14 protein-coding genes are annotated in these 18,516 nt (G+C 70.4%); 9 read left to right on the top strand and 5 right to left on the bottom strand.

Annotated elements, in window-relative coordinates:
* The first annotated feature begins 27 nt into the window (after positions 1-27).
* Genes QWJ38_RS01710 through QWJ38_RS01690 form a run of 5 tightly spaced genes read left to right on the top strand, consistent with a single transcriptional unit; the run spans position 28 to position 9,090 of the window.
* Positions 28-1,830, top strand: a complete 1,803-nt coding sequence (locus QWJ38_RS01710; RefSeq protein ID WP_290357308.1) for an ABC transporter substrate-binding protein — start codon at positions 28-30, stop codon at positions 1,828-1,830.
* Positions 1,831-1,855: 25 nt separating this feature from the next.
* A complete protein-coding gene (locus tag QWJ38_RS01705) occupies positions 1,856-3,679 on the top strand; it encodes an ABC transporter substrate-binding protein (protein ID WP_290357307.1) in 1,824 nt (607 codons plus the stop codon).
* Entirely contained in the window at positions 3,676-5,496 is a 1,821-nt protein-coding gene (locus QWJ38_RS01700) for an ABC transporter substrate-binding protein (protein WP_290357306.1), read from the top strand. The genes QWJ38_RS01705 and QWJ38_RS01700 overlap by 4 nt, the downstream gene beginning before the upstream one ends.
* On the top strand, positions 5,493-7,304 hold the full coding sequence (locus QWJ38_RS01695) for an ABC transporter substrate-binding protein (protein WP_290357305.1): 1,812 nt from the start codon (positions 5,493-5,495) through the stop codon (positions 7,302-7,304). The genes QWJ38_RS01700 and QWJ38_RS01695 overlap by 4 nt, the downstream gene beginning before the upstream one ends.
* Before the next feature lie 10 nt (positions 7,305-7,314).
* A complete protein-coding gene (locus tag QWJ38_RS01690) occupies positions 7,315-9,090 on the top strand; it encodes an ABC transporter substrate-binding protein (RefSeq protein ID WP_290357304.1) in 1,776 nt (591 codons plus the stop codon).
* Positions 9,091-9,100: 10 nt separating this feature from the next.
* Here QWJ38_RS01690 and QWJ38_RS01685 read toward each other — a convergent pair whose 3' ends face one another.
* The 4 genes from QWJ38_RS01685 to QWJ38_RS01670 form a co-directional block, all read right to left on the bottom strand.
* Entirely contained in the window at positions 9,101-10,030 is a 930-nt protein-coding gene (locus QWJ38_RS01685; protein ID WP_290357303.1) for a transporter, read from the bottom strand.
* Between the two features lie 41 nt (positions 10,031-10,071).
* Complete coding sequence (locus QWJ38_RS01680; RefSeq protein WP_290357302.1) at positions 10,072-10,833, bottom strand: glutathione S-transferase family protein; 762 nt, start codon at positions 10,831-10,833, stop codon at positions 10,072-10,074.
* Positions 10,834-11,226: 393 nt separating this feature from the next.
* Positions 11,227-12,534: a M16 family metallopeptidase gene (locus QWJ38_RS01675; RefSeq protein ID WP_290357301.1), complete on the bottom strand. Its 1,308-nt coding sequence runs from the start codon at positions 12,532-12,534 to the stop codon at positions 11,227-11,229.
* Complete coding sequence (locus QWJ38_RS01670; protein WP_290357300.1) at positions 12,534-13,079, bottom strand: SixA phosphatase family protein; 546 nt, start codon at positions 13,077-13,079, stop codon at positions 12,534-12,536. Before QWJ38_RS01670 ends, QWJ38_RS01675 begins: the two co-directional genes overlap by 1 nt.
* A gap of 83 nt (positions 13,080-13,162) precedes the next feature.
* Between QWJ38_RS01670 and QWJ38_RS01665 the strand changes: the two genes are divergently transcribed.
* Both QWJ38_RS01665 and QWJ38_RS01660 read left to right on the top strand, forming a co-directional pair.
* Entirely contained in the window at positions 13,163-15,232 is a 2,070-nt protein-coding gene (locus QWJ38_RS01665; protein ID WP_290357299.1) for an acetoacetate--CoA ligase, read from the top strand.
* Positions 15,233-15,313: 81 nt separating this feature from the next.
* Entirely contained in the window at positions 15,314-16,105 is a 792-nt protein-coding gene (locus QWJ38_RS01660; protein ID WP_290357298.1) for a S1/P1 nuclease, read from the top strand.
* Here the strand turns inward: QWJ38_RS01660 and QWJ38_RS01655 are convergent.
* Positions 16,080-17,345, bottom strand: a complete 1,266-nt coding sequence (locus tag QWJ38_RS01655; protein WP_290357297.1) for a cyanophycinase — start codon at positions 17,343-17,345, stop codon at positions 16,080-16,082. The two genes, QWJ38_RS01660 and QWJ38_RS01655, sit on opposite strands and share 26 nt — an antisense overlap.
* 133 nt (positions 17,346-17,478) lie before the next feature.
* Here QWJ38_RS01655 and QWJ38_RS01650 point away from each other — a divergent pair, with 133 nt between their 5' ends.
* Positions 17,479-17,958 carry an MgtC/SapB family protein gene (locus QWJ38_RS01650; RefSeq protein ID WP_290358036.1) on the top strand — a complete coding sequence of 160 codons (480 nt, stop codon included), beginning with the start codon at positions 17,479-17,481 and terminating at the stop codon, positions 17,956-17,958.
* A 54-nt stretch (positions 17,959-18,012) separates the two neighbouring features.
* Positions 18,013-18,471 carry an SRPBCC family protein gene (locus tag QWJ38_RS01645; RefSeq protein ID WP_290357296.1) on the top strand — a complete coding sequence of 153 codons (459 nt, stop codon included), beginning with the start codon at positions 18,013-18,015 and terminating at the stop codon, positions 18,469-18,471.
* Positions 18,472-18,516 lie beyond the last annotated feature (45 nt).

Genomic DNA, 18,516 nt, shown 5'->3' with positions numbered 1-18,516 from the left:
AGATAGAGAAACGGATCGATCGCCGTGATGAAAAAGAATCTGCTGGCCCTGCTGATGAGCGCCCTGCTGGCCGCCGCACCGAGCTGGGCCGTCAACGAGGCGCCGCAGCCCAAGGTGCTGCGCTATGCCTTCCGTGTTGCCGAGACCGGCTTCGATCCGGCCAAGATCAGCGACATCTACTCGCGCGGCGTCACCGCCCATATCTTCGAGGGCCTGTACAGCTATGACCAGCTGGCCCGGCCGGCCAAGCTGATCCCGCTGACGGCCGAGGGCATGCCCGAGCACAGCGCCGACTTCAAGACCTGGACCATCCGCATCAAGCCGGGCATCCTGTTCGCCGACGATCCCGCCTTCGGCGGCAAGAAGCGCGAGCTGGTCGCCGAAGACTACATCTACGCCTTCAAGCGCGTCGCCGATCCCAAGGTCAACTCCTCGCACTGGAGCGAGATCGAGGAGCAGGGCTTCGTCGGCCTGGCCGAATACCGCAATGAGCTGCGCAAGAGCGGCAAGCCCTACGACTACGACAAGCCGATTCCGGGGCTGCGCGCGCTGGACCGCCACACGCTGCAGTTCCAGCTCGAGAAGCCGCGGCCGCGCCTGCCCGGCGTGCTGGCGCAGGGCGATCTCTATGGCGCGATGGCGCGCGAGGTGGTCGAGGCCTATCCGGACAAGGCGATGGAGCACCCGGTCGGCACCGGCCCCTTCGTGCTGAAGGAATGGCGGCGCAGCTCGCGCATCGTGCTGGAGCGCAACCCCAACTACCGCGAGCGCGTCTACGAGGCGCAGCCTGCCGCCGACGATGCCGAGGGCCAGGCCCTGCTGGCCAAGTTCAAGGGCCGCCGCCTGCCGATGATCGACCGCGTCGAGATCTCCATCATCGAGGAGAACCAGCCCCGCTGGCTGAGCTTCCTCGGCGGCGAGTTCGACTTCCTCGACCGCGTGCCCGACGAGTTCATCACCCAGGTGATGCCGCAGGGCAAGCTGGCGCCGAACCTGGCCAAGAAGGGCATGCGGGGCTATCGTGTGCTGAACGCCGACGTGCTCTTCAATGTCTTCAATATGGAAGACCCGGTGATCGGCGGTTACACGCCCGAGCGCGTCGCGCTACGCCGCGCGATCGGCCTGGCCACCGACGTCGAGCGCGAGATCCGCCAGGCACGGCGCGGCCAGGCAATCCCGGCGCAATCGATGTACATGCCCTATGTCGACGCCTACGATCCCGAGTACAAGAGCGAGATGAGCGAGTACGACCCGGCGCGGGCCAAGGCCCTGCTCGATCTGTATGGCTATGTCGACAAGGATGGCGACGGCTGGCGCGAGCAGCCCGATGGCAGCCCGCTGGTGCTGGAGAGCCTGACCACGCCCGATGGTGCGCAGCGCCAGATCGACGAGATCTGGCAGAAGGCGCTGGCCAAGGTCGGCCTCAGGGTGACCTTCAAGCCCGGCAAATGGCCGGAGAACCTGAAGGCGCTGCGCGCCGGCAAGTTCCAGATCTGGAGCCTGGGTGCCTCGGCCGCGATGCCGGACAGCCAGGATTTTCTGACCCAGCTCTACGGTCCGCATATCGGCGGCCAGAACTATGCGCGCTTCCGCCACGAGGCGGCCGACCGCATCTTCGAGCGCACCGGCGTGATGCCCGACGGCCCCGAGCGCGTCGCGCTGTTCCGCGAGACCAAGCGCATCGTCGCTGCCTACATGCCCTACAAGTACAAGGGCCACCGCTATGTGACCGACCTGGTGCAGGCGCAGCTGAGCGGCTACCGCCGCCACCCGTTCAAGCAGGACTGGTGGGAGTACGTGGACATCGAGGCGGCCAAGAAGCCGCACTGAGCACGCCGAACAAGGAGCCCCGCCGATGCGCCGTCTGAAGACCTTTGTTGCCGCCCTGCTGTGCGGCCTGGCCCTGACGGGCGCCGCGGCGGCGCCGTCCTCCCCGGCGGCGCAGCCCAAGGTCTTCCACTACGCCTTCCTGATCGCGGAGACCGGCTTCGATCCGGCCCAGGTCTCCGATCTGTACTCGCGCGTGGTCACCGGCCATATCTTCGACGCGCTCTACAAATACGACCATCTGGCGCGGCCCTACAAGGTCAAGCCCAATGTCGCCGCGGGCATGCCCGAGGTCAGCGAGGATTTCCGCGTCTGGATGGTGAAGATCCAGCCGGGCATCTACTTCGCACCGGACGCGGCCTTCAAGGGCGCCCGGCGCGAGCTGGTCGCCGAGGACTTCGTCTATGCGCTGAAGCGCTTCTTCGATCCGGTCACCAAGAGCCCGGCCTATTCCTATTTCAACGATGCCGGCATCCTGGGCCTGGACGAGCTGCGCCAGCAGGCGCTGAAGAGCAAGAAGCCCTTCGACTACGACCAGCCGGTCGAGGGCCTGCGCGCGCTCGACCGCTACACGATCCAGTTCCGTCTCAAGCAGCCGCGCCCGCGCTTCATCTACAGCTTGGCCGGCGGCGACCAGTACGGCGCCGTCGCGCGCGAGGTGATCGAGCATTACGGCCAGGACCATGCCATGGAGCACCCGGTCGGCAGCGGCCCCTTCATGCTGACGAAGTGGCGGCGCAGCTCGCAGATGGTGCTGGAGCGGAACCCCAACTTCCGCGAGCTGTTCTACGACGCCGAGCCGAATGCGGACGATGCCCAGGGCCAGGCCTTGCTGGCCCGCTTCAAGAGCCGGCGCCTGCCGATGGTCGACCGGATCGAGATCTCCATCATCGAGGAGAGCCAGCCGCGCTGGCTGTCCTTCCTGAACCGCCAGCTCGACTACATCAGCGTGCCCCTGGAGTTCTCCAGCGTGGCCGCCCCGAAGGGCCGGCTGGCGCCGAACCTGGCCAAGCAGGGCATCCAGATGGAGCGCGTGCTCAATTCGGACCGCACGCTCTACTACTTCAATATGGACGACCCGCTGGTCGGCGGCGATGCGCCGGAGAAGGTGGCGCTGCGCCGCGCGATCGCGCTGGGCACCGACACGCAGCGCGAGGTCGGCAGCGTGCGGCGCGGCCAGGCGGTGATCGCGCAATCGCTGGTCGCGCCGGGCACCTGGGGCTACGACCCGGCCTTCAAGAGCGAGAACGGCGACTACGACCTGGCGCGCGCCCGCGCGCTGCTCGACATGTACGGCTATGTGGACAAGGACGGGGACGGCTGGCGGGAGCAGCCCTCCGGCGCGCCGCTGCTGATCGAATACGCCAGCCAGCCCGATGCCTTGTCGCGCAGCTTCGACGAGCTGTGGAAGCGCAATATGGACAATCTGGGCCTGCGCCTGAACATCAAGGCGGCCAAATGGCCGGAGCAGCTGAAGGCCGCGCGCGCCGGCCAGCTGATGATCTGGCAGCTGGGCTTCACCGACTCGACGCCCGACGTGCAGCCGGACCTGGAGATCCTCTACGGCCCGACCGCCGGCGGCCAGAACCTGGGCCGTTTCCGCCACAAGCGCTTCGACGAGATCTACGAGGAGATGCAGCGCCTGCCGGACGGGCCCGAACGCGAGGCGCTGCTGCGCGAGGCGCAGAAGATCATCACCGCCTATATGCCGCAGAAATACCTGGTGCACCGCATCCTGACCGACCTGACCCAGCCCTGGGTGAGCGGCTACCGCCGTCCGCCCTTCGGCAACCAGTTCTGGCAGTACATCGATGTCGACATGGACCTGAAGAAGGTCAAGACCGGCTCATGAGGTCCGCCCTGCGATGCGGCGCCACGGCCTTGGCCGCGGCCGCGCTGATGCTGGGCGCGGCCGTCGCCCAGACGGCCGAGCCGCCCAAGGTGCAGCCGAAGGTCTTGAGGTATGCCTTCAACGCCGGCGAGACCGGCTTCGACCCGGCGCAGCTTTCCGATCTGTACTCGCGCATCGTCACCGGCCACATCTTCGACGGGCTCTATGACTACGACTACCTGGCGCGGCCCTACCTGCTGCGGCCCAATGTGGCCGAGGGCATGCCCCAGGTGTCGGAGGATTTCCGCGTCTGGACGGTGAAGCTGCGGCCCGGCATCTTCTTTGCCGACGATGCGGCCTTCAAGGGAGCCAAGCGCGAGCTGGTGGCCGAGGATTTCGTCTATGCGCTCAAGCGCTTTGCCGACCCGGTCAACAAGAGCCCCAACTACTCGAACCTGAACGACGCCGGCATCCTGGGCCTGGACGAACTGCGCCAGCAGGCCTTGAAGAGCAAGAAGCCCTTCGACTACGACCGGACGATCGAGGGCCTGCGTGCGCTCGACCGCTACACGCTGCAGTTCCGCCTGCGCGAGCCGCGGCCGCGCTTCCTGTTCACCCTGGCCCAGGGCGATCTGTTCGGCGCCGTCGCGCGCGAGGTGATCGAACATTACGGCCAGGACCATGCGATGGAGCACCCGGTCGGCACCGGGCCCTTCAGGCTGACGAAGTGGCGGCGCAACTCGCTGATCGTGCTGGAGAAGAACCCGGGCTACCGCGAGCAGCACTACGACGGCCAGCCGAGCCCCGACGATGCCTCCGCGCAGGCGCTGCTGGCCCGGTTCAAGGGCCGGCGCCTGCCGATGATCGACCGCGTCGAGCTGTCCATCATCGAGGAGGACCAGCCGCGCTGGCTGTCCTTCCTGAACGGCGAGGCCGATCTGTCCTGGCTGATTCCGGCGCCGTTCGCGCCACAGGCGATACCGAACGGCAAGCTGGCGCCGAACCTGGCCAAGCGCGGCATCCGGCTCGAGCGGGTGCTGAATCCGGACCGGTATATGTACTACTGGAACATGGACGATCCGGTCGTCGGCGGCTACACGCCCGAGAAGGTGGCGCTGCGCCGCGCGATCGCGCTGGGCAACGACGTCAGCCGCCAGATCGCCTCGGTCTGGCGCGGCCAGGCGGTGCCGGCGCAGAGCGTCGTCGCGCCGTCGACCTGGGGCTTCGATCCGGAGTTCAAGAGCGAGAACGGCGACTACGACCCGGCGCGCGCCCGCGCGCTGCTGGATCTCTATGGCTACACCGACAAGGACGGCGATGGCTGGCGCGACATGCCCGACGGGAGCCCGCTCGTGATCCAGTTCCACAGCCAGAGCGATGGCCGCTCGCGCGCCTTCCAGGAGATGTGGCGCCGCGACTTGACGGCGCTGGGCATCCGGCTCGAGATCAAGATCGGGCAATGGCCCGAGCAGCTGAAGGCCGCGCGCGCCGGCCAGCTGCAGCTCTGGCAGCTCGGCTACAGCGCCAGCACGCCGGACGCGCAATCGGGCCTGGAACTGCTCTACGGCCCGACGGCCGGCGGCCAGAATCTCGGCCGCTTCCGTCACGCGCGCTACGACGAGCTCTATGAGCGCATGCAGGCCCTGCCCGACGGTCCCGAACGCATGGCCCTGTTGCGCGAGGCGCAGCGCCTGACGACCGCCTATATGCCGCAGAAGTACCTGGTCCACCGCGTCGTCAGCGATCTGAGCCAGCCCTGGCTGATCGGCTACAAGCGTCCGCTGTTCAGCCTGCAGTTCTGGCAGTACGTCGACATCGATACGAGCATGAAGAAGTGAACCCGAATCGGACCGCCGGCCGGCTGCTGGCACTTGCCCTGGCCTTGATCGCGACGGCGACGGCGGCGGCACCGGCCGCCGAGCCCAAGGTGCTGCGCTATGCCTTCCAGATCGCCGAGACCGGCTTCGATCCGGCGCAGATCTCCGACACCTATTCGCGCACGATCACGCCGCATATCTTCGAGGCGCTCTATGGCTACGACTATCTGGCGCGGCCGGTCAAGGTCAGGCCGCTGACGGCGGCGGCGCTGCCCGAGGTGTCCGCCGACTACCGGAGCTGGACCGTGCGGCTGAAGCCCGGCATCTTCTTCACCGCCGATCCGGCCTTCGGCGGCAAGCCGCGCGAGCTGGTGGCCGAGGACTATGTCTACACGCTCAAGCGCATCGCCGACCCGGCCAACAAGAGCGCGGCCGGCTGGGCCTTTCTGCAGGAGCAGGGCGTGCTGGGCCTGGCCGAACTGCGCCAGGACGCGCTGACGACCAAGAAGCCCTTCGACTACGCCAGGCCGATCGAGGGCCTGCGCGCGCTGGACCGCTACACGCTGCAGATCCGCGTGCGCGAGCCGCGGCCGCGCCTGCTCTACCTGCTGGCGCAGAGCGATCTGTTCGGCGCCGTCGCGCGCGAGGTGATCGAGGCCTATCCGGGCGCGGCGATGGAGCATCCGGTCGGCACCGGCCCCTTCCAGCTGAAGGAATGGCGGCGCAGCTCGCTGATCGTGCTGGAGCGCAACCCCGGCTACCGCGAGCGCTATTTCGATGCCGAGCCGGCGGCCGACGATGCCGAGGGCCAGGCCATCCTGGCGCGCCTGAAGGGCCGCCGCCTGCCGATGATCGACCGGGTGCAGATCTCCATCATCGAGGAGAGCCAGCCGCGCTATCTGTCCTTCGTCAACGGCGAGCAGGACCTGCTGGAGCGCGTGCCGCCGGACTTCGTCAACGTCGCCCTGCCCGGCGGCAAGATCGCGCCCAATCTGGGCCGCCACGGCGTGCGCCTGCACCGCGTGCTGGGCGCCGAGAGCGCCTACACCTTCTTCAACCTGGAAGACCCGATGCTGGGCGGCTACACGCCCGACAAGGTGGCGCTGCGCCGCGCGATCTCGCTGGCGCTGGACATGGAGCGCGAGATCAACGGCGTGCGGCGCGGCCAGGCGGTGGTCGCGCAGTCGCCGCTGGTGCCGCATACCAGTGGCTACGACCCGGCTTACAAGAGCGTCAACGGCGACTTCGACCCGGCGCGCGCCAAGGCCCTGCTGGACCTGTTCGGCTATACCGACAAGGATGGCGACGGCTGGCGCGACATGCCCGACGGCTCGCCGCTGGTGATCGAGGTCGCGACCCAGCCCGACGCGCTGTCCCGCCAGTACGACGAGCTCTGGCAGCGCAATTTCAATGCGGTGCAGATCCGCACCCGCTTCTTCCCGGGCAAATGGCCGGAGCAATTGAAGCAGGCGCGCGCCGGCAAGCTGCAGCTGTGGATGCTGGCCAACAGCGCCAACTCGCCCGACGGCCTGGATCAGCTGCAGCGGCTCTACGGCCCGGCCACCGGCGCGCAGAACTATGCGCGCTTTCGCCTGCCGGCCTTCGACCGGCTCTACGAGCGCCTGCAGCTGCTGCCCGACGGCCCCGAGCGCGAGGCGCTGTTCCTCGAGGCCAAGCGCCTGCAGGCGGCCTATGTGCCCGAGAAGACGCATGTGCACCGCATCATCAACGACCTCAGCCAGCCCTGGCTGATCGGCTACCGGCGGCCGCTGTTTCGCACCGAGTTCTGGCACTTCGTCGACATCGACGAATCGCTGCGCAGGCGCTGAGAAGCCGTCGATGATCCAGCGGCGCGACCTGTTGCTGGCGGCTGCCGCCGCCACCGGCGCGCTGCCGGCCGGGGCCGAGGCGCCGCGCAAGGTGCTGCGCTGCTGCTACAACTCGGCCGAGGTCGGCTTCGACCCGCCGCAGGTCTCGGACCAGACCTCGGTGGCGGTCAACGCCCATATCTTCGAGTCGCCGCTGGCCTATGACGCGCTGGCCGAGCCGGCGCGCCTGGTGCCGCAGACGGCGGCGGCGCTGCCCGAGGTCTCGGCCGATTTCCGCCGCTTCGTCTTCACGCTGAAGCCCGGCATCATGTTTGCCGACGACCCGGCCTTCGGCGGCAGGCCGCGCGAGCTGGTGGCGGCCGACTATGTGTACACGATCAAGCGCTTCTACGACCCGCGGCTGAAGACCGAGCATCTCTACCAGTTCGAGACGGCGCGCATCCTCGGCCTCTCGGAGCTGCGCCAGCGGGCGATCCGGAGCAGGATGCCCTTCGACTACGACGCGCCGGTCGAGGGCCTGCGCGCGCTGGACCGCTATCGCTTCGAGCTGCGGCTGGCCGCGCCCGATCCGCGCTTCGTCCATCTGTTCGCCAATGCCGGCCTGACCGGCGCCGTCGCGCGCGAGGTGGTCGAACGCTATGGTGCCGACCTGATGGCGCATCCGGTCGGCACCGGGCCGTTCCGGCTCAGGCAGTGGCGGCGCAGCTCGCTGATCGTGCTGGAGAAGAACCCGAGGTTCCGCGAGCAATTCTTCGACGCGGTGGCGCCCGAGGGCGACGCGCATGCGCTGGCCATGCAGCGGCACCTGCAGGGCAAGCGACTGCCCGTGCTCGACGAGGTGCGCATCAGCATCATCGAGGAGGAGCAGCCGCGCTGGCTGGCCTTTGCCGGCGGCGAGCTCGACACGCTGGAGATGCCGCCCGGCGTCGCGCCGCTGGTGCTGCCGCGCGGCCGGCTGGCGCCGCATCTGCAGCGCCGCGGCGTGCAGGCGCGCGCCACCGTCGGCGCCAGCACGCGGCTGAGCTACTTCAACTTCGACGATGCGCAGATCGGCGGCTACACGCCCGAGAAGGTGGCGCTGCGCCGCGCGATCCTGATCGCCTACGACAACGCGGCCGAGATCCGCCTGGTGTTCAAGGGTCAGGCCTTGCCGGCGCAGTCGCTGCTGAGTCCCTCCGGCTATGGCTACGACCCGCTGCTGCGCAGCGAGATGAGCGCCGCCGACCCGGCCCGCGCCCGCGCCCTGCTCGACACCTGGGGCTATCTGGACCGCGACGGCGACGGCTGGCGCGAGAACCCCGACGGCAGCCCGCTGCTGCTGCGCCTGGCCGGCGTTGCCGATTCGCGCCAGCGCCAGATCAACGAGCTGTGGAGCAAGCAGATGCAGGCGATCGGCCTGCGCATCGTCTTCGAGACCGGCACCTTCGGCGAGCTGATCAAGCGCGCCCTGGCCGGCAAGCTGCAGATCTGGAGCTACAGCTGGAGCGTGTCGACGCCGGACGGCGATTTTTTCCTCGGCATGGCCTATGGTCCGAACGCCGAGCAGAGCAATGACGCGCGTTTCAGGCTGGCCGCCTACGACCGCCTCTACGAGCGCCAGCGCGTGCTGCCCGACGGCCCCGAGCGGCTGGCGCTGATGCAGCAATGCAACCGGCTGATGCTGGCCTACGCGCCCTATATCGCGCATTGGCACGCGATCCGCGTCGACCTGACTCAGCCCGCCGTGCGCGCCTACCGCCGTCATGCGTTCAACCGCGACTGGTGGCGCTACGCGGATCTGGTCTGAGCGGGCGGCGCTAGATTCCGGCGCCCCAACGGTATTGCCAGGCGACGCCCAGCGTGTCGAAGTCCGTGCCGGTGCGCGTGCTGATGCCGCCGCTGGCATTGAACTTGATCGAATGCCGCCGGTTGATCGGCAGCGCCAGCGTCAGGCCGACGCGGGTGTTGGCCAGCCCGTCGTCCTTGCGCACGCCATTCAGCGTCGTGCGGCCGCCGCTGTAGTAGGTGGCGCCCAGCGCGGCCCAGATGCCGCCGGCGAAGGCATGACTGATATTGGTCTGGATCGAATAGATCGGCGCCTGCTCCAGCCGCTGGCCGCCGAAGTAATCGTCATTGTGGCCAAACAGCGTGACGCCGGCCGTCAGGTCGACGGTCAGCGCGTCGAAGGTCTTGGAGAAGCCGATGTCCGGCTTCAGCGACCAGCGGTTGGTGCCCAGATTGATCAGCTTGCTCGGGTCGTACTGGCCGATCGGGATGCCCACTTGCACGCTGGCGCCGACGACCAGATCGGGCTGGAAGCCGGCGAACTCCTTGGTGGACAGCGCCGGCGCGCCGAGGAAGTTCATCGACAGGCGCAGGCGCGGATCGCCGCTGCCGCTGACCTCGCGCTCGCGCGGCTGGCCGGCGACGAGGGCGCTGCCCGACAGCTGCGAGACCGGCACGATCAGATCGACCTTGCCCGAACGGCCCCACAGGTCCAGCGAACGCGCGTAGGCGATCAGCGCGGTGTCGATCTGCAGATGCGCGTCCTCGACCGGCAGCGAGGGCTCCGTCGACAGGCCGCCGCGCGAATGCGCATAGGCGGCGATCAGGAAGTTCAGGCCGGTCGGCAGATTCGAGTAGGCCCGCGGCTCCAGCTCCTGGGCCGCCGCCGGTCCGGCCAGCAGTGCCAGCAGCGTGGCTGCACAGCGGTGGCGGGCGGGATGGGACGTCAATCGCAGCGGCATCGCGCCGCAGTCTAGCGAGGCCCCGCTGCGCTGTCGATTGCTCAGCGCTGCTGCGCGAACATGCGCAGCGCGAACTGGCCGGCCTCGGTCTCGCGCAGGCGCTGCACCTCGGCCCGCATCGCGGCCGGCACCTCGTCCAGCGTCGGGTAGGCGGCGCGGCAACCATCCGGGAACAGCACCGGCGCGGCCAGTGCGGCGAAGCTGAGGTCGGCGGCGGTGAAGCGGCCGCCGACCAGATAGCGGCGCCCGTCCCGCAGCATCGCGCCGACCTCCTCGAACAGCTCCCGCACGCGCGCCAGCGAGCGCTGCGTGCTCTCCGGCGTGATGCGGAAGGCCGAGCGGATCAGCCGGACCACGGCCGGCAGCAGCAGCGGCAGCAGCCAGGCCTCCAGCCGCGGCACGCCGCGCGACATCACCCGCCGCAGCAGGCGCTGCTGCGGCAGCAGCTGCGCATAGGCCCAGCGCCGCGTGTGCGGGCCCAGCTCGTCGTCGAAGCGCGCCTGCAGCCGCTCGACCTCCCGGCGCAGCGCCTCCTCGCGCGGGTAGAGCAGATCGCCGCCGCAGATCGCGTCGGCATGGCGGACGATGTCGGCCGAGTCGGTCAGCCGCGTCGCGCCATGGCGCAGCAGCGGCACGCTGCGGCCGCCATGCCGCCCGGTGGCGAGCCGGTGCAGCAGGGGCACATGCGGCTCCTCGCGATAAGGCAGGTTCAGCCAGTCCAGTGCCCAGCGGGCCTTCTCGCTGTAATGGCTGTGCGGCATCGTGATCAGCACGGCCGGGGCGGCGCTGGCCTTCTTGCTCATGGCAATCGCGGTCGTGAGGCGCTGCCGGACGGCGACCGGGACCTGGCCGCTGCGGTGGCTGGCCTGTTCCTTCACGGGCGGGTCCGGCGGCGCCTCAGCGCACGCTCTCGAAGGCGGCAGCGGTATCCGGCGCGTGTACGGCTTGCGGTCGGGACGGGGCGGGCATGGCGATCTCCGTTGCGCAAGACGTTGCGGGTACTGCGATGACCGGGCGGCCGGTCGGCTGGGCAAGGCTGGGGCCGCGGGTATGCGCGTACCCGGCGGCTCTTCCAACGGGCACTAGCGAGACTCATGCCAGCCAGCGCGGCGGCGCCAAGCCCTTGTTTTAGCGCGATATTTCAGCCGGGAAGGCGGCGAGGGCGGCGCCGCGGCGACGCGCTGTAAAGATTCTCGTCAGCATTTGAACAAGGCCTCCGCCCGCTCGCGCAGCCGCGCCGGCACGCTGCCGGCCAGCGCGATCGCCGGCGGACCCTGCAGCATGCTGCGGAAGACCGCGCCGACCTCCTCGGCGCCGACCTGCTGCAGCCGCTCCAGCCACGGCCCCGGTTCGCGCAGCCGGCCGAACACGAACAGGTCCTGCGCGGCGGCCTCCAGCCGGCGCGCCGGCTGCTCCTGCGCGCGCAGCGTGCGCACCAGCAACTGCTTGCGCGCGCGTTCCAGCCCGACCGGGTCGATCGCGCCCTCGGCATGCTCGCGCAGCAGCTGTGCGACCGCCTGCAGGAATTCCTCGGCCTGGGCCGGCGCCGTCGCCGCCTCGATGACGAACTGGCCCATCAGCGGATAGATGTCGGCCGTGCAGGCCAGGTAATAGGCGAGGCCGCGGCGCTCGCGGATCTCGTCCAGCAGCGGCGAGCTCATGCCCTCGCCGAGCAGGGCGGCGGCCAGCACATGGGGCGCGCTGGCCAGGCCGTCGGCCTGGTCGGCCAGCGCCGGCGCGGCAAAGCCCAGCACCATCTGGCATTGCGAACAGCCGGCCATGCGGCGCTGCTTCAGGCCGCCGAGCCAGTCCGGCGCCGAAACGAGATTGGGCTCGCCGGCCGGCATCGCGCCGAAGGCGGCCTCGACCGCGCGGCGGAAGGGCTCGAAGTCGGCGATCGGCCCGGCGACGGCGACGACCACATTGCGCGCCGTGTACTGGCGCCGCACATAGTCCAGCAGGTCTTCGCGGCCGAAGCGCCGCAGATTGGCGCGCTTGCCGATCACCGGCTGGCCGGCCGGGTGCGAGAGGCCGTAGCAGGCGCGGTCGAACAGCTGGAAGGCCATGCCGGCCGGGTCGTCCTCGAACTCGGTGAACTCATGCTCGATCACCTGGCGCTCGCGCTCCAGCTCCTCGGCCGGGAAGCTGCCGTTCAGCACGATGTCGGCCAGCATCGCGACGAACTCGGGCAGGTCCTGCGGCAGGCCCTCCAGATGGAAGGCCGTGTGGTCCTTGTCGGTATAGGCATTGACCTCGGCGCCGAGCCGCTCGGCATCGAGATTGATGCGCTGGCAGTCGCGCGTCGCCGTGCCCTTGAAGGCCATGTGCTCGACCACATGGCTGATGCCGTTCAGCCGCGGCGACTCGTGCAGGCTGCCGGTACGCACGAACACGCTCAGCGAGACGGTGCGGCGCCAGGGCATGGCGATGCCGACCGCGCGCAGGCCGTTGTCCAGGGTGGCGAGATAGCTGTCGGCCGGAAGGGTGGAATGGTTTGGAGTCATCACTGGCAATTGTCCTGCGGCGCCGCACTGTCCGGCTCGCCATAGCGCAGGCGCAGCAGATGCCCGCCCTGCACGGCCAGCAGCTGGGCGTAGCTGCTCTCGCAGAAATCGCGCAGCGGGCCTGCGCTGCCGGCCAGCGCCGCGGCGATCTGCGGCACCGTGTTCGCATGGCCGACCACCAGCACGACGCCGCTTTGCGCGCGCACGGCGGCCACCACCTCGCCGACATGGTCGCTGCCGCGCCGGGCCTCGATCGTGCGCGGCACGATGCCGCGCCGCTCGGCCAGCGGCGCCGCCGTCTGGCGCGTGCGCTGGTACTGCGTGGTCAGGATGGCCGTCACGCCGGCATCGGCCAGCGCCTCGGCCAGCTCGCGGGCGCGCGCCTGGCCGGCGGGGCTCAGCGCCGGGTCCTGCTTCGGTTCGGCGGCGCGCTCGGCATGGCGCACCAGCAGCACCAGCTCGGGCTCGGCGCGCGCGGCCGGCGCGCCCAGCAGCAGGCAGGCGGCCAGCAGTGCGGCGCGGCGCTTCATCGGTCTTGTCTTCATCGGCAGTCGGTTGGGGGCGAAAGCCGAAGTATCCGGTGCGGCGGCGCATGGCAAGGGCATGGGCCTTCGCTACCATCGTCCGCATGCCCCACCAGATCGAACGCTACCAACAGTTCCTGCGGCAAAGCCGCGGCCTCGAGTTCGACGACTACGAAGCGCTGTGGCGCTGGTCGGTGACCGAGCTCGACGCCTTCTGGCTGAGCCTGTGGGACTTCTTCGAGCTGCAGTCGGCGACACCCTTCGAGCGCGCGCTCTGCGAGGAACGCATGCCCGGCGCGCGCTGGTTCGAGGGCGCCAGCCTGAACCTGGCGGCCCAGGTGCTGCGCCACGCGGCGGCGGGCGAAGCGGCCGGCCGCCCGGCCCTGATCGCCTGCAACGAGAGCTTGCTGGCCCGCGGCGAGCTGCAGGAGCTGAGCTGGCCCGAGCTGCGCCGCCAGGTCGGCACGCTGGCGCACCGGCTGCGGCACGAGCTGGGCGTGCAGCGCGGCGATCGCGTCGTTGCCTATCTGCCCAATATCCCGCAGACCCTGGTCGCCTTCCTGGCCGTCGCCAGCGTGGGCGCGATCTGGTCGGTCTGCTCGCCGGACATGGGGCCGGTCGCGGTGCTCGACCGCTTCCGGCAAATCGAACCCAAGGTGCTGATCGCCGGCGATGGCTATGTCTATGGCGGCCAGTCCTTCGAGCGCCTGGGCCTGATCGCCGAGCTGCTCGATGCGCTGCCCAGCGTCGAGCATCTGCTGCTGGTGCCGGTGCTGGCGGCCGATGCCCCGGCGCCGCAAGGGCTGCGGCCCGCCGTGCACCGCTTCGACGATCTGCTCGCCGGCGCGCAGCGGCTGGAGCCCGAGCCGCTGCCCTTCGACCATCCGCTCTGGATCGTCTATTCCAGCGGCACGACCGGCCTGCCCAAGCCCATCGTCCACGGCCATGGCGGCATCGTGCTGGAGGCGCTCAAGGGCGGCGTGCTGCACAACGACGTCGGCCCCGCGGACCGCTACCACTGGTACAGCTCGACCGGCTGGATCATGTGGAACTCGCAGATCAATGCGCTGCTGGGCGGCGCCAGCGTCTGCGTCTACGACGGCAGCCCGTCCGGGCCGCGCCCGGAGCTGGGTGGGCCGGACTGGGGCACGCTGTGGCGCTTTGCCGCGCTGGCCAGGGTCTCCTTCTTCGGCGCCGGCGCGGCCTTCTACGCCAGCTGCCTGAAGGCCGGGGTGCGGCCGCAGCAGCTGGGCGATCTGTCGGCGCTGCGCGCGGTCGGCTCGACCGGCTCGCCGCTGTCCGACGAATGCTATGACTGGATCTGGGCGCAATGCCCGAAGGTCGATGGCCGCGACATCTGGATCGCCTGCATCAGCGGCGGCACCGATTTCGCCGGTGCCTTTCTGTGCGGCAACCCGAGCCTGCCGCTGCGGCGCGGCCAGATGCAATGCCGCGCGCTGGGCGCGGCGGTGCAGGCCTTCGACGAGCAGGGCCGCGCCCTGGTCGACGCGGTCGGCGAGTTGGTCTGCACCCGGCCGCTGCCCTCGATGCCGCTGTACTTCTGGAATGATGTGGACCCCCAAGGCGCCGATGGCGCCGCCCTCCCGAGGGGGAGCTCGCCCGGCTTGGGGCGGCCCGGCGCCGGGCTCATCGGTCAGCGCTATCACGACAGCTATTTCGACATGTACCCCGGCATCTGGCGCCATGGCGACTGGCTGCGCATCACGCCCGAGGGCGGCGGCATCATCTACGGCCGCTCCGACGCGACGATCAACCGCCACGGCATCCGCATGGGCACGGCCGAGCTGTACCGCGCGGTCGAGGCCCTGCCCGAGGTGCTGGACAGCCTGGTCGTCGATCTCGAATACCTGGGCCGCGACAGCTATATGCCGCTGTTCGTCCAGCTGCGCGAAGGCCTCGTGCTCGATGCGGCGCTGACGCAGCGGCTGAAGGAGGCGATCCGCACGGCGCTGTCGGCCCGCCATCTGCCCAGCGAGATCCTGCAGGTGGCGGCTATTCCGAGAACGCTGTCCGGCAAGAAGATGGAGCTGCCGGTCAAGAAGCTGCTGCTGGGTGCCGAGCCGGCCAGCGTGCTCAAGCGCGACGCGATGGCCAACGCCGACAGCATCGACTGGTTCGTCGCCTTCGCCGCCGGTCGCCGCGCCGGCGCCTGAGTCCTCGGGCGCACAGCGCACCGCCGGCGCGGCCGCCGGGCCGCCAGCGCTTATCGTCGGCGCTTTTTTCGCGCCCACGCCATGTCCCGCCCTGTCCAACCGCGCCTGCTCGGCGCCCTGGTCGCCGCCCTGGCCCTGCTCGGCCCGCTGCAGGCCGGCGCCTGGGGCTTCGAGGGACACCGCCTGATCGCCGCGCTGGCCGAGGCGCAGCTGAGCCCGGCCGCCCGCGCCGAGGCGCGGCGCCTGCTGGCGCTGGAGCCCGGTGCGACGCTGAGCTCGATCTCGACCTGGGCCGACGTGCATCGCTCGCCCCGCAGCGGGCGCTGGCACTACATCAACTTTCCCGAGGGCGATTGCAGCTACCGGCCGGCGCGCGACTGCGCCGACGGCGCCTGCGTCGTCGAGGCGCTGAACCGGCAGACCGCGCTGCTGGCCTCCGCGGCCGGCGATGCCGAGCGCCTGCTGGCGCTGAAATACGTCGTCCACATGGTCGGCGACGTGCACCAGCCGCTGCATGCCGGCCATGGCAGCGACAAGGGCGGCAACCGCCTGCAGCTGCAGGCCTTCGGCCGCGGCAGCAATCTGCATGCGCTGTGGGACAGCGGCCTGATCATGAACCGCGAGGGCGGTCCGCAGGCCCTGCGGGCCGCGCTGGCGCCGGCGCTGCAGGGCGAGGCCCGGCCGCAGGCACCGGCCGCCGCGGCCTGGGCGCTGGAGTCCTGCCGCATCGTCGAGGCGCCGGACTTCTATCCGGCCGCTCGCCATGTCGGCGCCGAGTACCGCGACGCGCAGCAGCCCAGGCTGGACGCGCGGCTGAAGGCCGCCGCCCAGCGCCTGGCCGCCACCCTCAACGAGGCGCTGAAGCCGCAGTAGAGGCGGCCAGCGGCAGGTAGAAGGGCCGCTGTATGCGCACCGGCTGCACGTCCAGGCGCAGCTTCAGCACCGTGTAGTCCTCGCCGCCGAAGGCGCCGGTCGACCAGCCGAGCGAGCCCTCGCCCTTGTAGAGCCGGAACTCGAAGCCCAGGTCCGGCTGCGCATCGGCCGGGTCGCGCCGGCCGGCGAAGGCGACGCCGCGCAGCTCGCTGGCCGCGCTGTCGATCAGATGCGCCATCGCATTGACGATGGTCGTGTCGCCCAGCATGTCCAGATAGAAGGGCGCGTCGTCGTGATAGGGCCGGTAGTCGGCCGCGGCCGGATCGAGCCGTGGCTCGCGCAGCTTGGCCGCCGAGGGCGTGGTGACGCCGCTCTTCAGATCGTGGCGGTCGCCGCGGTCCAGGTAGCTGAGCAGGGCGCCGCGCAGATTGAAGGCGGCGAGGCCGGCATCGCTGCGCGCCTGGCTCAGATCGACCAGCAGCGCGCCCTTGGCGCCGATCACCTCGAAGGCCTCGCCGCGCAGCACGACGGCGCTGTTCTCCTCGATGCCCAGGCCGAGCCGGTAGCCGGCGGCCTGCATCACCGGCAGCAGGCGCCCGATGCGGCCGCGCTTCAGAAAATGCTGGTCGACCAGCAGGCCGGCGCCGACGAAGCCCAGGCCCGGCGCGATCTCCAGGCCCTCGCGCAGGCGGCCCTTCATCACCTGCAGCGGATCGCGCGCGTCGCGGATCATCGTCGTGCTCATCACCGCCGCGCCGGCGCTGCTGCCGGCGACGACGCCGCCACGGCGGTAGACCGACCAGATCGCCTCCAGCATCGGCGTCGGCCGGCCGGCCGGTCGCAAGGTGTCGACGATCAGCGCCTGCGCGCCGCCGGAGAAATAGACGCCCTGCGCCGCCTCGACCTTGGCCAGCAGCGCCGGGTCGTCCAGCTGCCGCTGCAGGTCGACGCCGGCCAGCCGCGGCGCGACCGGAATCGCCTCGGCCCGCGCGCCATGGCGGTTCAGCGCCGCGACGATCTGGCCGGCGCTGCGCTCCGGGTTGGCGGCGGCCGTCGCGAACACGGCGAAGCGCGCGCCACGGCCGCCGGCCTCGTCGACGATGCGCTGCCAGACCACCTCGTTGTCGTACTTCAGCGCGCCGCCGATGATGATGGCCGTGCCCTGGGCCAGCGCGGCAGCGCGCGGGGCGAGCAAGAGGGCAAGCAGGAGCAGCAGCAGGCGGGCGGGGAGGCGCTTCATGCGCCCGAGGCTAACCCAGGTCGGCCGCCCGTCGGTCGGCGACCGCGCGATGGGCGCGCTGCGTGCGCTTGACGCCGCGCCCGCGGCGCTTGCAAGATGCGCCGCGGCCGGTGGACGGCCGGGGAGCGAGGCCTTGTTCGACACCGTGCTGGCGACCCTGCTCGCCGAGTTCTCCGATCTGCCCGATGCGGCCCAGCTGACCCGCACCCTGCTGCGCCTGGGCCTGGCGGCCCTGCTCGGCGGCGTGCTCGGCTACGAGCGCGAACAGCAGGGCAAGGCGGCCGGCGTGCGTACCCATATGCTGGTCGCGATGGGGGCGGCGCTGTTCGTGCTGGTGCCGCAGCTGGGCGGCATGCCGATCGGCGACATCAGCCGCGTGATCCAGGGCATCGTCACCGGCATCGGCTTCCTCGGCGCCGGTGCCATCATCAAGCGCGACAGCGAGGCCAGCGTGCAGGGCCTGACGACGGCGGCCGGCGTCTGGATGACGGCCGCGATCGGCGTGGCCTGCGGCCTGGGCCGCGAGGCGACGGCGCTGCTCAGCACCTTGCTGGCGCTGGCCGTCCTGGCGCTGCTGCCGCGCCTGTTCGAAGGCGGGCGGCCGAAAAAGTGAAGCCGGCCGAAGCGGTTCAGAATCGGCCCATCGTCCCGACAAGGAGCCCCGCCGATGTCCGCCATGAACGAAAGCCCGAGCGCCGGGCGCGAATTTGTCCACCAGCGCCTGATCGCCGCGCCGCCGGCGCAGGTCTTCGCGGCCCTGCTCGATCCGGCGCGGCTGGCGCGCTGGTGGGGCCCCGACGGTTTCAGCAGCAGCTTCGAGCTGTTCGAGCCGCGCGAGGGCGGCCGCTGGCGCTTCGTCATGCACGGGCCGGACGGCCGCGACTATCCGAACGAGAGCGTGTTCACCGAATGGCGCGCCAACGAGCGCGTCGTCATCGAGCATGTCAGCGGCCACCATTTCTTCCTGACGATCAGCTTCGAGCCCGCCCCCGAGGGCCAGACCCTGGTCGGCTGGCAGCAGCGCTTCGACACGGCCGAGCATGCGGCGCAGATCGCCGCCATCGTCGTGCCGGCCAATGAGCAGAACCTGGACCGGCTGAGCGCCGAGGTGCTGGGCGCGCGCTGAGCCGGCCCCGGTGCGCCGCCTATGCGCCGCTTATGCGCCGCTAAC

Source organism: Roseateles violae, assembly GCF_030410485.1.
In the GTDB taxonomy this organism is placed as follows: Bacteria; Pseudomonadota; Gammaproteobacteria; order Burkholderiales; family Burkholderiaceae_C; genus Roseateles_D; species Roseateles_D violae.
Note: the sequence above shows the minus strand (reverse complement) of the source record. Positions and strands in the feature narration are given on the sequence as shown.